At 42.9% G+C, this 14,125-nt stretch carries 14 protein-coding genes; 6 read left to right on the top strand and 8 right to left on the bottom strand.

Features of this window, described 5'->3' with window-relative positions; genetic code table 11:
- Positions 1-9 precede the first annotated feature (9 nt).
- The 5 genes from metN (at position 10) to EOD41_RS03615 (ending at position 5,134) form a co-directional block, all read left to right on the top strand.
- Positions 10-1,041 carry a methionine ABC transporter ATP-binding protein MetN gene (gene metN, locus EOD41_RS03635; protein ID WP_127703404.1) on the top strand — a complete coding sequence of 344 codons (1,032 nt, stop codon included), beginning with the start codon at positions 10-12 and terminating at the stop codon, positions 1,039-1,041.
- Positions 1,034-1,696, top strand: a complete 663-nt coding sequence (metI, locus tag EOD41_RS03630; RefSeq protein ID WP_127703403.1) for a methionine ABC transporter permease MetI — start codon at positions 1,034-1,036, stop codon at positions 1,694-1,696. Before metN ends, metI begins: the two co-directional genes overlap by 8 nt.
- A 10-nt stretch (positions 1,697-1,706) precedes the next feature.
- Positions 1,707-2,522: a methionine ABC transporter substrate-binding lipoprotein MetQ gene (metQ, locus tag EOD41_RS03625; protein WP_127703402.1), complete on the top strand. Its 816-nt coding sequence runs from the start codon at positions 1,707-1,709 to the stop codon at positions 2,520-2,522.
- Between the two features lie 89 nt (positions 2,523-2,611).
- Positions 2,612-3,592, top strand: coding sequence for an SDR family oxidoreductase (locus EOD41_RS03620; protein ID WP_127703401.1), 981 nt, complete (start codon positions 2,612-2,614; stop codon positions 3,590-3,592).
- A gap of 3 nt (positions 3,593-3,595) precedes the next feature.
- Positions 3,596-5,134: an FAD-dependent oxidoreductase gene (locus EOD41_RS03615; protein WP_164849875.1), complete on the top strand. Its 1,539-nt coding sequence runs from the start codon at positions 3,596-3,598 to the stop codon at positions 5,132-5,134.
- 5 nt (positions 5,135-5,139) lie between these two features.
- Here EOD41_RS03615 and EOD41_RS03610 read toward each other — a convergent pair whose 3' ends face one another.
- The 4 genes from EOD41_RS03610 to EOD41_RS03595 all read right to left on the bottom strand — a co-directional run bounded on the left by EOD41_RS03610 (position 5,140) and on the right by EOD41_RS03595 (position 7,096).
- A complete protein-coding gene (locus EOD41_RS03610; RefSeq protein ID WP_240663163.1) occupies positions 5,140-5,331 on the bottom strand; it encodes a hypothetical protein in 192 nt (63 codons plus the stop codon).
- A 103-nt stretch (positions 5,332-5,434) separates the two neighbouring features.
- Positions 5,435-5,629: a cold-shock protein gene (locus EOD41_RS03605; protein ID WP_127703399.1), complete on the bottom strand. Its 195-nt coding sequence runs from the start codon at positions 5,627-5,629 to the stop codon at positions 5,435-5,437.
- Positions 5,630-5,740: 111 nt separating this feature from the next.
- Positions 5,741-6,364, bottom strand: a complete 624-nt coding sequence (locus EOD41_RS03600) for an HAD family hydrolase (RefSeq protein WP_127703398.1) — start codon at positions 6,362-6,364, stop codon at positions 5,741-5,743.
- A 51-nt stretch (positions 6,365-6,415) separates the two neighbouring features.
- The gene (locus tag EOD41_RS03595; RefSeq protein WP_127703397.1) at positions 6,416-7,096 is read right to left on the bottom strand and encodes a metal-dependent hydrolase; all 681 of its coding nucleotides are present in this window, start codon (positions 7,094-7,096) and stop codon (positions 6,416-6,418) included.
- Positions 7,097-7,256: 160 nt separating this feature from the next.
- Here EOD41_RS03595 and EOD41_RS03590 point away from each other — a divergent pair, with 160 nt between their 5' ends.
- On the top strand, positions 7,257-8,579 hold the full coding sequence (locus EOD41_RS03590) for a BamA/TamA family outer membrane protein (RefSeq protein WP_240663160.1): 1,323 nt from the start codon (positions 7,257-7,259) through the stop codon (positions 8,577-8,579).
- Positions 8,580-8,642: 63 nt separating this feature from the next.
- Here the strand turns inward: EOD41_RS03590 and EOD41_RS03585 are convergent, their stop codons facing one another.
- From EOD41_RS03585 to EOD41_RS03570, 4 genes are read right to left on the bottom strand one after another with little or no spacing between them, the layout of a single operon-like run.
- On the bottom strand, positions 8,643-10,061 hold the full coding sequence (locus tag EOD41_RS03585) for a glycoside hydrolase family 125 protein (RefSeq protein ID WP_127703396.1): 1,419 nt from the start codon (positions 10,059-10,061) through the stop codon (positions 8,643-8,645).
- A gap of 45 nt (positions 10,062-10,106) precedes the next feature.
- Positions 10,107-11,270, bottom strand: coding sequence for a glycoside hydrolase family 76 protein (locus tag EOD41_RS03580; protein WP_127703395.1), 1,164 nt, complete (start codon positions 11,268-11,270; stop codon positions 10,107-10,109).
- Positions 11,271-11,326: 56 nt separating this feature from the next.
- Complete coding sequence (locus EOD41_RS03575) at positions 11,327-12,460, bottom strand: SusE domain-containing protein (protein ID WP_127703394.1); 1,134 nt, start codon at positions 12,458-12,460, stop codon at positions 11,327-11,329.
- Between the two features lie 36 nt (positions 12,461-12,496).
- Positions 12,497-14,116 (bottom strand): RagB/SusD family nutrient uptake outer membrane protein, encoded by a 1,620-nt coding sequence (locus tag EOD41_RS03570; RefSeq protein WP_127703393.1) that lies wholly within the window; start codon positions 14,114-14,116, stop codon positions 12,497-12,499.
- Between the last annotated feature and the right edge of the window lie 9 nt (positions 14,117-14,125).

Raw genomic sequence — 14,125 nt, 5'->3', positions numbered from 1 at the left:
AATGAGTTAATGATCGAACTAAAAAATATTACCAAAACATTCCGTAAAAAGAACCGCGATTTTACAGCTTTGGCTGATGTATCGCTATCGGTTGAGAAAGGAAAGATATTTGGTGTAATAGGAGCTTCAGGAGCCGGCAAAAGCACCCTGATACGCTGTGTTAATCTTTTGGAGAAGCCCACATCAGGTATGGTAGTGGTTGACGGACAGGATATGCTAAGCCTTTCAGCGGGACAGCTTGCGGAAGCGCGCCGGCAGATAGGTATGATATTTCAGCATTTTAATTTGTTATCGTCTCGCACTGTATTTGATAACATTGCATTGCCGTTGGAGTTAAGCAATACGCCAAAAGCTGAAATTAATAAAAGAGTAACCGACCTGCTGACTTTAGTTGGTTTACAGGATAAACAACACGATTACCCAAGCAGCCTTTCGGGCGGACAAAAACAGCGTGTGGCCATAGCTCGTACGCTGGCTAACAATCCAAAGGTTTTGCTTTGCGACGAAGCCACCAGCGCCCTTGACCCTGAAACTACAGGTTCAATTTTGAAATTACTGAAAGATATTAACCGCCGGATGGATATTACCATCTTACTGATAACACACGAAATGCATGTGGTTAAATCGATTTGCGATGAAGTTGCCGTAATCAGCAACGGAAAGCTTATTGAACAAGGCACGGTGGCTGATATCTTTTCACATCCAAAAACTGATCTTACTAAAAATTTCATCGCTTCGGCATTGGATATTGAATTACCCGAAGACTTCAAAGAACGTTTAACAGATGCGCCTGCGCCGGGTAAACATCCGCTTTTAAAGCTTGAATTTTCAGGTCATTCTGTTAATGATCCGGTGTTGTCAGAAACCGCCAGGGTGTTTGGCATCGACTGTAATATCATCAGCGCGCGTATGGAATACGCAGGTAGCGTAAAATTTGGTGTAATGCTAATTGAGGTTTACAGTAACACTGATGACGTTGAAAAGGTCATCACATTTTTTGAAAGTAAGTTGATTAAAACACAAATTTTAGGCTATGTCTGATACCATGATATCCCTATTGGTTCAGGGCTTGCTTGAAACCATATTAATGACCCTTGCCTCAGGCTTGTTCGGCTTTATTATAGGCCTTCCTGCAGGTGTATTGTTATTTATGACCCGAAAAGGTGAAATTTTACAGAACCGCCCGTTCAACCAGGCGGTATCTATTATAGTTAACATCTTTCGATCAATACCATTTATTATATTAATTGTTTGGATGATACCGTTCACCCGGGCTGTTGTTGGCACATCAATAGGCGTAAAGGCAGCAATAGTGCCGTTGAGTATTGGTGCGGCGCCGTTTATTGCCAGGATGATTGAGAACAGCTTGCTTGAAATTCCACATGGCTTAATTGAAGCAGCAAGAGCAATGGGCGCTACACCATGGCAGATTATTCGTAAGGTATTGTTGCCTGAAGCTTTGCCTTCTATTATAAACAGTGCTACTATAACATTGATTACCTTGGTTGGATACTCGGCTATGGGTGGCGCGGTTGGCGCGGGAGGCTTGGGGCAGATCGGTTATCAATACGGCTATGTCGGTTATAATGTTTTGGTTATGAACTCAGTACTGGTGCTGTTGGTTGCACTGGTATTTATTATTCAATTTACAGGAAATTACATTTCAAAGAAGGTTGATCACCGCAAACCCGCGTAACTTTGCGCCCATGCAAAAAAAGATAACATATATTATAACTATAGTATTACTTGGATTAACCATTACAAGCTGCGGCGGCAAAAAGAAAAGTAGCGATCCTAACCATATTACTGTCGGCATTATGTCCGGTCCGGAATATGAGATAGCCGAAGCTGCTAAGAAAGTCGCCAAAGAAAAATATGGCCTGGATGTAGAACTTGTGAGCTTTAACGATTATGTTATTCCTAACGAGGCGCTAAGCCAGGGCGATATCGATATTAATGCGTTTCAAAACAAGCCTTATCTTGATGTGCAAGCCAAACAACGCGGCTACAAGCTGGCTATAGTTGGTAATACATTTGTTTATCCGTTAGCAGGATATTCTAAAAAAATTAAAAATCTTAACGAGTTAAAAAGCGGGAACACCATTGTTATTCCAAACGACCCGACAAATAGCGGCCGCGCATTACTGTTGATGCAGCAGGCAGGTATTATCAAGTTGAAAGATGGCGTGGGTATGTTCCCTACCCTGGCTGATGTTGCTGCCAACCCTAAAAACATACGCATACTGGAAATGGAAGCTCCACAACTACCCCGCGCGCTTGACGACCGGGACGTTACCATAGCGGTTATAAATGCCACTTTCTCTACACCAATCGGCCTTAACGCGCAACGCGACGGCATCTTTGTAGAAGACAAAAGCTCACCGTATGTAAATAACATTGTAGCCCGGGAAGACAATAAGAACGAAGAGAAAGTAAAGAAATTTGTGCAGGCTTATCAATCGGCCGAAGTAGAACAAGCGGCTTTAAAAGCATTTAAAGGCGGCGCCATAAAAGGCTGGTGAATCAATCACTATCTCGCTTAAAGAAAAAAATAACGCTTATTAATTAAAACATAGCCCCCAACCCATAGGTTACTGTAAAAACATTTCCTATGAAATACCACGAGACTATAACAGGCAAAACTATAGTAATCACCGGTTCGTCAAGCGGCGCCGGCCGTGCTGCTGCATTAGAGTTTGCGCCATACCGGCCTGCGCTTGTACTGGCCGCACGAAATGCCGAGGCACTGAATGAAGTTGCCGCCGAATGTGTGGGGCTTGGCGCAAAGGTTCTTCCGGTTATAACAGACGTTACCGATCCGAAAGCAATGATGAACCTGGCCAACACGGCCAGCAACAGCACTAAACGGCTTGATATCTGGATAAATAACGCGGGCGTACTTGCCGGCGGCGACTTTGACGTTACGCCGATGGAAGTACATGAACAGATTGTAAAAACCAATCTGCTTGGCTACATGAACGGGGCACATGCCGTACTTCCAATTTTCAAGGAACAAAAGCATGGCTTAATTATTAACAACATTTCTATAGGCGGATTTGTGCCGCTGCCTTATAGTGCCGGCTATTCAGCAAGTAAGTTTGGTTTGCGCGGATTTTCGGAAGCATTGCGTGGTGAGCTTTCCAACTGGCCTGATATTCATGTCTGCGACCTCTACCCTGCTTTTCTGGATACCCCAGGCATACAGCATGCAGGCAATTATACAGGCAAATACTTAAGGCCAGCCCCGCCTGTTTATTCACCCGAGCGGCTGGCACAAGCAATGGTTAAGGTTGTTAAAAACCCTAAAGCATCATTAAGCGTAGGTAGCTTCACTCCTATTATAAAAACCATCTACTCGTTATTTCCGGGGCTTACTGCCAAACTAACCGCAGGTTTTATTAGGCGATATTTTAAGTCGGCTGAGCCTATCACTTCAACCAACGGAAATTTATTTAATACTGTTGATTACGGCATGAGCATACATGGCGGCTGGGGCATTCCGGGCGAACCTAAAGCACACCGTAAATATATTGCCGCAGGTTTACTGGCCGGTTTAGCTGCAGGCTTCTTTCTTGTAACATCCAAACGATAACCTATGATAAATGATTTTGTAACAACTTCTGCTCGTGACGGTAGCAATAAAAGCCTTTGGCAGGAAGCTGCCGCAACCTCAGGCGCCGAAACATTTGATTTGAACACGATATATGATGTACTGATTGTTGGCGGTGGTATTACCGGTATAACCGCGGCAATTTTACTTCAAAAACAAGGCAAAAAAGTTATATTGGCAGAAGCACACAGTATTGGGTTTGGAACTACCGGCGGCACTACTTCGCATCTCAATACATTTTTTGACACTCCTTACCCGCAAATAGAAAGCGATTTTGGCGAAGATGGTGCAAAACTGGTTGCAAAAGCAGGGAAAGAGACTTTGGATTTGATAGCTTCTCTTGTAACTGAATACAGTATTGATTGCGACTTTCAGTATAAGGATGGCTACCTGTTCTCGCAAAATGAAAAAGAGACGAAACAGTTAGATGAGATACTCGCTTCATCCCAAAAAGTGGGCATTGATGCAACAGAAAGCAACATCAACGGCGTTCCGCTGCAATTTGATAAGGCAGTTGTATTTAAGGGCCAGGCGCAGTTTCATCCTCTAAAATATATTAATAAACTGGCTGAAGTGTTTGTACAGAATGACGGCGTAATCTTGAATAATACCTTTATTAACGACCTTAAAAAAGAAGGTGAAGCCTACACTGCAACAGATGGTAGCTTGAATATAAAAGCATCGCAAGTATTTTACGCTACGCATATGCCACCGGGTATTAACATATCGAACTTTACATGCGCGCCATACCGCAGTTATGTAATCGGGGTAACGCTTAAGGATAATAATTATCCGGACTGCCTGTCGTACGACATGAAAGAGCCATACCATTATTTCCGTACGCATGAGGTTAATGGGCAGAAATATCTGATAGTAGGCGGCGAGGATCATAAAACCGGTCATGGCGCCCCTGAGCAATCATTTGCAGCGCTTGAAGAATATGTAAGAGGCATTTATAATGTTTATGAAGTGGCGTACAAATGGTCTTCACAATATTATGAACCGGCCGACGGACTGCCATACATTGGTAAGATGCCGCTTGGCGGTAACGATGTCTTTATGGCGACGGGCTACAGTGGTAACGGCATCATATTCGGATCGTTATCTGCCCGGATAATTACAGACCTGATCTGCGGTATCGAAAACCCGTACGAAAAGCTGTTTAGTCCGTCGCGAATAAAACCGGTTGCAGGCTTTACTGAGTTTGTAAAAGAAAATGCCGACGTAGCATGGAAGTTTATCGCGGACAGGTTTTCATCAGAAGACATTGATTCATTAAATGAGTTGAAAGCCGGTGATGGTATGATAGCCAAATATAAAGGGGATAAAGTAGCCGTATACAAGGACGAGCAAGGCACCATTCATGCCTTAAGCCCTGTTTGTACACATGCTAAATGTATCGTTAGTTTTAATCCCGAAGAAAAAAGCTGGGACTGTCCATGCCACGGCGGCAGGTTTAGTATCGACGGCAAAGTACTTACCGGCCCTCCACAGCATGATTTGCAAAAGATTGACGTGCAATAACATTATTAATTATTCCGCCGTATTACGTCGGGTCTTGGTGCTGCCTCTTCAGGGGTAGACACCAGGTCGCCGTCGGCATTTACATAAGCCATCATGTTTTCCAAATCCCCGCCGGTTGAATTCCCCCGGCGTTCTTCTTTACGGTGGGCTTTGTCCTGTTTCTTTTTAATGCGTTTCTTTTCGAGTTCCTTCTTCATAAATGAAGCTTTTGATTTTGCCATATTTTCGTGTTGAGTGAATATTCTAAAAAAAAAGCACCTGCCGGTTAAGGCAGGTGCTTACGATAAATTATAGTGATAATTAAATTACTGTAACATTAACCGCGTTAAGGCCTTTTCTGCCTTGTTCCACATCATATTCTACTTTGTCGTTTTCACGAATTTCGTCGATGAGGCCAGTTGAATGTACAAAAACATCGCTGTTGTTGTCATTCGGTGAAATGAATCCAAAACCTTTAGTGGAATTGAAAAACTTTACTGTTCCTTCTTTTTTCATTATATTATTTAATAAGTGCACAAGGTAGTGTTTAAAATCGGCAATATTTTACTTTTGGTAAAATAAATTAAATTTCACTTAAAAAGGCAACTAACACAGCCGACTTCGGTATTACAGTTTATCTATTCGTATCCATTTCATACCGGCGGCCTCGGCTGATTGCACTCCTGGGTCGCCATCTTCAAAAACAAGGCAACGTGAAGGTTTTACGCCAAGTTTTTCGGCCGCTGCCAAAAAAGGATCAGGAAATGGTTTCCCGTTAGGTGTTTCATTTGCACAAACCATTACTTCAACCAAATTACGTATTCCCAATATGTTAAGCGTCTTTTCAACTGAAACGCGCTGCCCACCCGATACCACTCCTATTTTCACTTGACCGGCATGTGCCTTTAAGTGATTTACTACATGCTCGATAGGTAATGTTTTTTCAATATACTCGTCAAAAAATAACTGTTGACGTTCAGCAGCAAAAGCCACGGGGTCTAAATCAGCATTGTAACGCTTATTGATTTCTTTTACCACATCAACTACCGGCCATCCTGCCAATTCGTCTATCATATCGCCATCTATGGCAACACCATCCCTGGCAGCTAAATGCACATAAGTTTCCCGATGCGCACCCATGTTATCGGCAAGTGTACCATCGCAATCGTATAAAAACGCTTCAAAATCACCTTGCGAAAGGTTGGTAAGCGCTATTAGTTTCTCATCTATAATATTATCCGTATCACTCATGCGGCAAATATCCTTAAAATATCAGCTTTAACTTTCCTTTACTATCCCGTATTATAAAGTTATCGTTTCACCAATGGCAGGTAAGTGAAGTTTTATACCTGCTTCTGCAAACTTTTGAGTCGCTTGTTGATGGTCAACCATAATTAATCCGAAAGTATCATAATGCACACCTATTACTTGTTTAGCGCCCACCATTTTCGCCGCTTCAACAGCGTCATCAACGCCCATTGTTAGGTTATCGCCTATGGGCAATACGGCAAAATCAGGTATGCACCATTTTGGAATTAATTGCATATCAAGCGTTAACGCGGTATCGCTCGAATAATAAAAGTTTCCGGCAGATGTTTGGAATACAAAACCGCAAGGCACACCACCGTAGCTGCCATCAGGCAAACTGCTTGAATGTTGTGCTACGGTTGCTTTCACTTTCCCAAAATCAAACGCCCATTGTCCGCCCGGGTTAAGCGGGTGAACATTTTCAATGCCGTTTTTAACAAACCAGTCCTTTACTTCCCAGGTGGCAACCACTTTAGCACCAGTACGTTTTGCAATGCTTACAGCATCATTTATGTGATCAAAATGCCCGTGTGATACGAAAATATAATCGGCTTGAATTGTCTCCGGATCAATGTCTTTTGCAAGCGGATTTGGCGTTATAAAAGGATCGAACAGAATGTTGGTACCATTAAGATTTACCGCAAAGCAGGCGTGGCCGTAAAATGTAAGTTCCATAGTGAGGTGTATTTATAGTGCAAGTATATCACTTAATAAAAACAAATAACAGTTGTAACTCATTTTTGACTTTAAAATGTAATCATTAAGTAAGCAGAAAACATTTTGATAATTTTTAGGTTAAAATTGAGTTTGATAAACTAACATATCAGCTAAAAAATTGCGAACGCTAATCACCACCACATATCGCTTTTTGTTGATCGCCTTGTTTGCGAGCATCCCAGTTATAGCATTCAGCCAGGTATCAACGCCTGCTGATACCGTAAAGGTTGATTCGCTCAGAATTAAGCAAGGCACCGCTCCCAAACGTGTGGACGATTTTAGTAAGCAATATGATGTAGGCGATCTGTTCCAGGCGATATTTCATCCCAACAAAAAGCCGGATTCATTAAAAAAACGTTCAGGCATAACAGTTATACCAAACGTGGCTGCTAATCCAAGCATCGGCGCGCAGATAGGCATTAAAGCTGTTGCAGGGCTTAAATTTGGCAATGATCCAAGTACACTAATGTCTGTAGCGGCGACGTCGGCATCTATCACCACAAAAGGCATTATCTACTTTTATATAAATCACAACGTATTTACCAATGCCAACAAGTGGAACTTGCAGGGAAGCCTTGTCGCGGCGAAAACAGTAACGCCTGATTTTGGCCTTGGTATTGGCAATGACGCCACCGGAAGCGCTGAAGATATCGCCCTTTCAAATCCCGACCGTAAGCCATTTGTGCTGCACTCTCAGTATTACGCGTTCAGGGAAAAGGTCTATAAGGAAGTTACTAAAAACCTGTTTTTAGGTGCCGGCTTAGCTTTTGAGATCCGAAGAAAAATTGAAGATCGCATTTCAACAACTGATTTTACACCTTATAAAATCTATAGCGACAGGAACGGTTTTGATTGGAATAATTACCAATCGAACGGATTATTATTTAATGCACAATATACCAGTCGCGACAATCAGAACAGGGCTTACAAAGGCATTTATGCAGATGCTGGTTTCCGGGTTAACCAGACCTGGATGGGCAGCAGCAAAAGTGCAGTACAATTTAATGTCGACTTCAGGAAATATTTCAGCTTATCACGGCGCAACCCTGAGCATGTTATTGCTTTTTGGTATTGGAGCAGCCACCTTATAAGCGGGGTTTTACCTTACCTGGAGTTACCCGGTACCGGCCGCGACGGTGCGTTCAGAAGCGGACGAGGGTATACAGTGCAGTACTTTAAAGGCACTCAATATGCTTATTCTGAAGTTGAATACCGCTTTCCGATATTGAAAAATAAATTTGTCAGCGGGGTTACCTTTTTCAATATGCAATCGGCTAATGACGATATGGGTACCAAACTTTACCAGATATGGCAACCGGGGGGTGGTGCAGGCTTGCGTGTGTTATTTAACAAGGCCACGCGTACCAATCTTTGTCTTGATTACGCTTTCGGAAAATACGGATCCCGAGGGTTCTTCCTTGGGTTGAATGAAGCATTTTAATTTATTCTTAAAAATAAAAAAGCCCTTTCTTAAGGGCTTTTATTTGTTGGTTAAGATAGCTTATTAGGCCTGTAATAAATGTGGTTTTGTTTGATAGGTTTCCCAAAGCAGTTCGCCAAACAGGGTATTAGCCCATGCAAACCAGCTACGTGTGAATTTCTTTATATCGTTTTTATGGAACGACTCATGCATAAAGCCTGTACCCGCATGCGTGGTTTTCAATGCCTGAATGCACTGTTTAATCTCGTTATCATCGCTGCTTGTAAGCGCGCGCATAATAATACTCATTGGCCATATCATATCTTTACCTACGTGCGGCCCTCCAATACCTTCGCCGGCAGTTCCTTTAAAGAAGAAAGGATTGTTTTCTGACAACAGCATTTTGCGTGTATTAACATAAACCGGATCGGTATTTTTTACTGCACCAAGATATGGTAATGATAATAAGCTTGGTACATTGGCATCATCCATAAGATTGTAGCTGCCAAAGCCATTAACCTCAAAAGCATATACTTTGCCGTATGAAGGATGATCGATCACAGCGTGCTGCTGTAGCGCCGTGTTCACTTCTGTTGCCAATGCCGAAAGCTCATTGGCCAATGTATCATCTTTTGAAATATTTCTTATCAATTCTGCTGCCTGGTTAAGACTTGTAACCGCAAAGAAGTTTGATGGTATCAGGAACGAATAAACCGTTGCATCATCACTCGGACGGAAGGTTGAGCAGATCAGTCCTACAGGTTTTACAGGGTAACCAAAGCCACCCATAGGTACGCTGTCTGTAGCAAAGGTAGTTTTACGCTGGAATGAGTATGGCCCGTCGCCATCCTTGCGTTGCTGCTCTTTAAATGTCTTTAATATTGTTTGGATAGACGTTTTCCAGGTATTATCAAAAGGTTTTGTATCACCGGTTAATTTCCAGTATTGATAAGCCAGCCTGACAGGATAACAAAGCGAGTCAATCTCCCACTTTCGCTCGTGCAAACCGGGTTTCATATCGGTCACATCGTCCTTCCACTCGCCTACTTTATCGGGGCTATCATAAAAAGCGTTGGCATATGGGTCACGTAATATATTTTCTGCCTGGCGGTTAATGATACCGGCTATAAGCTGCTGTAATGCCGGATCTTTTTTTATTAACGCCAAATATGGCCAAACCTGGGCACTGCTATCACGTAACCACATAGCGTCGATATCACCGGTAATCACGTAAGTATCGGGCCTGCCGTTTTTTTGTTTGTGTGTTACGGTAGTATCTAAGGTATTTGGGAAACAGTTTTCAAACAGCCAACCCAGTTCCTTATCTTTCACTTTTGATTTGAATTCTTTAATAGCTGCCTCTACCGCTTTGCTGGTAAAATTACGTTTTGAAGCGGCAACACGTACCACCGGATAATCAGCAGGTACAGCAGCCATTACTTTACTTGCCACCGCGCTGGCGCCAATTACCATTGTGTTTGCAATAAATTGCCTTCTTTTCATAGATATAATATAAATAAGTAAGCGATGCCCTTTATGGGCACCGCACTAAAATAAGGTATCTTCATGAAGTTTCGCAGCTGCTTCAATCAACATCATACCACTTAATTGTGTGGTAAGGTCTGTTGAGCCTGATGGCTTCTTTGTCCAGTCAGGACTTATCAACAGCGACGGACGTTGTATTCCATTGGTATACAGCGTTTCTGCATTATATTTTAAAAACTTAACCAGTTCGTTACGGTCAATAGCCGGAACAGCTTCTTCTTGCGCAAGTAATGTAAAATACCTGATAAGAATACCTTTAAACAAACCACCATCACCCTGGCCTTCGCTTTTTAATATGCCACCCGGTGTAATTTCAGGGCTTTTAATAGTTGCCATTGCTGTACGTACCGCATCGGTAAGATATGTATCATCATTAGTAGCTTGATAAAGTTCAAGTGCCGCTCCTACAAAAGTTCCCTGGTTATAAGTGTACAGATTCTTACTGATCTGCCCGTCACCATTACCATTTATACCATCCCAAACAAGTCCTGTAGATGGGTCAACAAGTTTTCCTTTTAGCCAGTTGTACAAGCTTATCGCTGTGTTCAAGTCACCATCATTGTTATTGACCGCATTCAGCCGGGCAGCAAAAATTATTGCAGGTGCATTGGCAGGCGTATTTTTATAATCCAGCTGCGATTTACGCCATGCTATGCCACCACCCTGATTACTGTTAATGCCGGTTTGAATATCGGTCCATAGCACGTTGGCGGCATCTAAAAATGCATTGTCGTTAGTTGCTTCATAAGCACGCAGGCTTGCCAGCGCCAGCCACTCCATGTCATCGTAAAAGTTGTTGATGAAAGTATTGCCGTTTGTTTCCCGGATGCCGTTTAGTAAGGCTTTCATACGCTGGGCATATACTGCATCATCGGTGCGTAGGTACGCGTCGGTAAGCACATCAAGTGCATGCGCGTTTGGCCAGTAATGAAAAGTAGAATTGCCTTCATTGTTTTGAACAAAGTATTTAGCGTTTGATGACAAAAATGTGCTATACAATTTATCCTGTAATGAATCGGCAGTTGTTGCCCAGGTATAATTAACAGGCGGGCGTTGGTTTTGGTCGCCATATAAAGGAACAGCTTCATCTTTACATGATGTTATTGCAAAAGGCAGCCACGCTATGGCAATAAGTATTTTTATATTGATGGATGTAATGCGTTTCATACATAATATTTTAATCCGGGGATATTAATTAAGTATCCCCGGATATGATTATAAGATCAATTAACAGTTACCGTATGCGTATAAGTATCAACTCCAAAGTTGAGCAGTACATCGATAGTGTTGTTATCAGCACCGCTGTAGAACTTAAAGCTGTTGTCATACTGAGCGCTTGATACAGGCACTACATCAAAGTATGCCGGCGGCGTTGAAGCGTCAGGACGGCTGTTGTCGGCATTTCTGCTTCCGAAGAATTCTGTGGTTTGCTCCCCTCCTGCAGGTTTAACAGTAAACCTGAACTTGTAACGCTCGTCACGGCCCCACGATTCCTGTTTGAACACGATAGCTTCATCCTCAGCAGCCCATGTACCTTTACCGGCATATGGTAAATCGAACAGAACTTTGCCATCTGGCGAGAACCATAATCCTACCGAAACAATCTCGTCAATAGTTGCTGTAGCCGTAGTAAAGTCGGCACGTATGCGGTAAACTTTAGTATCACCGGTAACAGTAGTGGTACCTCCTTCAGCCAGGTTTGATGATGCAGTAATCGAGAACGCTTTAGGTGTACCCGAATTACGCTCAACCAATTGATAAGTACCCGCTTTTAAGCTGGTATAAGCTTCAAATACTCCGGCTTCAGTTTGCTTAAAATGTACAGCTTTGCTCAGGTCTTCGCCACCTTCAGTAGCTGTACCTGTTGCAAATAAATCGGCAGGTATTTCGCTGAAACCTGCGGGGCGTTCTACTTCAATAAGCCTTGATTCGGTAGCTATTTTAACGTTGATGCCTTTTGATGACATAACTGTCCATTTAAGCTTACCCGTAGCCAGTGATTGTATACCGGCCATCTGCGCAATTTTGTTAAGGTCTTTGTTGGCTATGGTAAGCTTATTCTGTAGTCCGTTTTGATCTGAAGGAAGAATAAAAAGCGGTTTGCTAAAATCGCCGTCTTCTTTATCAAAGGCAACTTCGTATAAAACTAAACCATTGTCTTCTGCTTTTGCCTGTGCCCATTCAAAAACGGCGGTACCGGCAGGTGGATCAAGCTTAATAAACTTGTTATTTTCAGGTGCAAACAAATTAGTAACCGCGGTTACGTTTGCATGTTCCAGGGTTTTGTCTTTTTTACAACCCGCAAATACGAATGCTATTAAAGCTGCAAACAACGTGCAGTATGTTATCTTTTTCATGTTGATACGATCAAAAAAATTATTAATGATAGTTAATTACCAGCCTGGGTTCTGTCCCAGGTTAGGGTTTAGCGCCAGTTCATCCTGAGGTATTGGCCACAGATACGCTCTTGATGCATCAAAGCTGCGCTGGTTAGCCCTGATGTATCCATTGTCTACATCCGAAGGGCCAAACTGCGCACCATGCGCCCAGCCATTTAATACATCCTCAGCAATTCTCCAGCGGCGGATATCAAATATGCGCAAGCCTTCCATGGCCAGTTCAGTACGACGTTCGTTACGCACAACTTCAACCTGGTTTGCTGAAGCATTAAATTCTAATGCTGATGCTGCTGTAAAGCCGGCGCGCTGACGAATTGGCCTAATGGTTTGATTCCATACTGATGCGTTCATTTGCCCCAGCTCGGCTTTTGCTTCAGCATACATTAATAGCACATCGGCATAACGTATCATAATAAGGTTCAGGCCCGACAGGAAATTATTGGCAGATGTAGGGTCGTAATATTTACGGGTATAATAACCTGTTGGTGAACTTATGCCGCCGGCCCTGTATTCATCAGGTGCAGCAGGATCTGGGTCAGTACCCGGCTTAGTATAAATTATTTTTACACTATTATCGGGCCTGCGCCATTCATAACCATGATATACAACTGTAGCTGTAAGCCTTGGATCGCGGTTTTGATATGGATTTGCTTCATCATAACCCGAACCTGCCTCATTTATGCGTTTGCCGTTCAATGTAAGGTAACTGTCAACCAGCTCCTGCGTAGGCGCAAGCGCATTCAAGCGGGCACCTACCGATAAAGGGGCCATGTCAAAAAAGTTACTGTAAGCCCTGGTTTGCGGTACGTATTGCAAATCAAAAATCACCTCGCTGTTGTACTCGTTTTGTGGCAGAAAAACACCTTCGTATGAAGCAAAAAGGCTATAAGTTCCATTGTTTCCGCTCATTAGCTTTTCGCACTCGGTAACCACATCGGCCCAACGGCTTTCATATAATAACACCCTGGCTTTTAAAGCTATAGCTGCACCCTTTGTTAAACGGCCTCTGTCTGCTTCGGCATAAGCCGTGTTAACAGGCAGGTCGGCCGCGGCGGCGTCAAGTTCAGTCAAAATAAAGTTGACAATCTCCGATTTTGGCGTACGGCTAACTGTTTTCGCTTCTTCAATGCTTGGATCTTTTGCAAAGAACGGCACATCACCAAACCATGTGGTAAGGTAAAAATAATGCCACGCACGCAATACTCTTGCTTCGGCCTTCATTCTTGCTTTCAGGTTAGCATCCATTGAGGATACACGGTCAACATTCTCCAAAAAAATGTTAGTTGTTTTTATCCCTGCATAATGAAAATCCCACTCGCCGTTAAGCCTGCCAAGAGCCGGGTCATATGTTCCGGCGGCAAGTGAAGCAACACCTTCATTATCGCCACGCCCGTTGTAGGCATTGTCTGACATGCCTTCGTTAAAAAAGAAATAATTGTTATTGAATAACTGTGAGTACGCCGAGTTTAACACACTGTTCGCCTTTTCGGTGGTTGTCCAAAAGTTCGCGTCTGTGAATACATCGGTTGGTACAAGGTCGAGCTTTTTACATGCTGATAAAACGCTTACCAGTATGATAAAACAACTTGTTTTTAGTATTTGTGATCTCTTCATAGTGGTAAA

The sequence above is a fragment of the Mucilaginibacter limnophilus genome (assembly GCF_004005815.1).
Classification (GTDB): domain Bacteria; phylum Bacteroidota; class Bacteroidia; order Sphingobacteriales; family Sphingobacteriaceae; genus Mucilaginibacter; species Mucilaginibacter limnophilus.
Note: the sequence above shows the minus strand (reverse complement) of the source record. Positions and strands in the feature narration are given on the sequence as shown.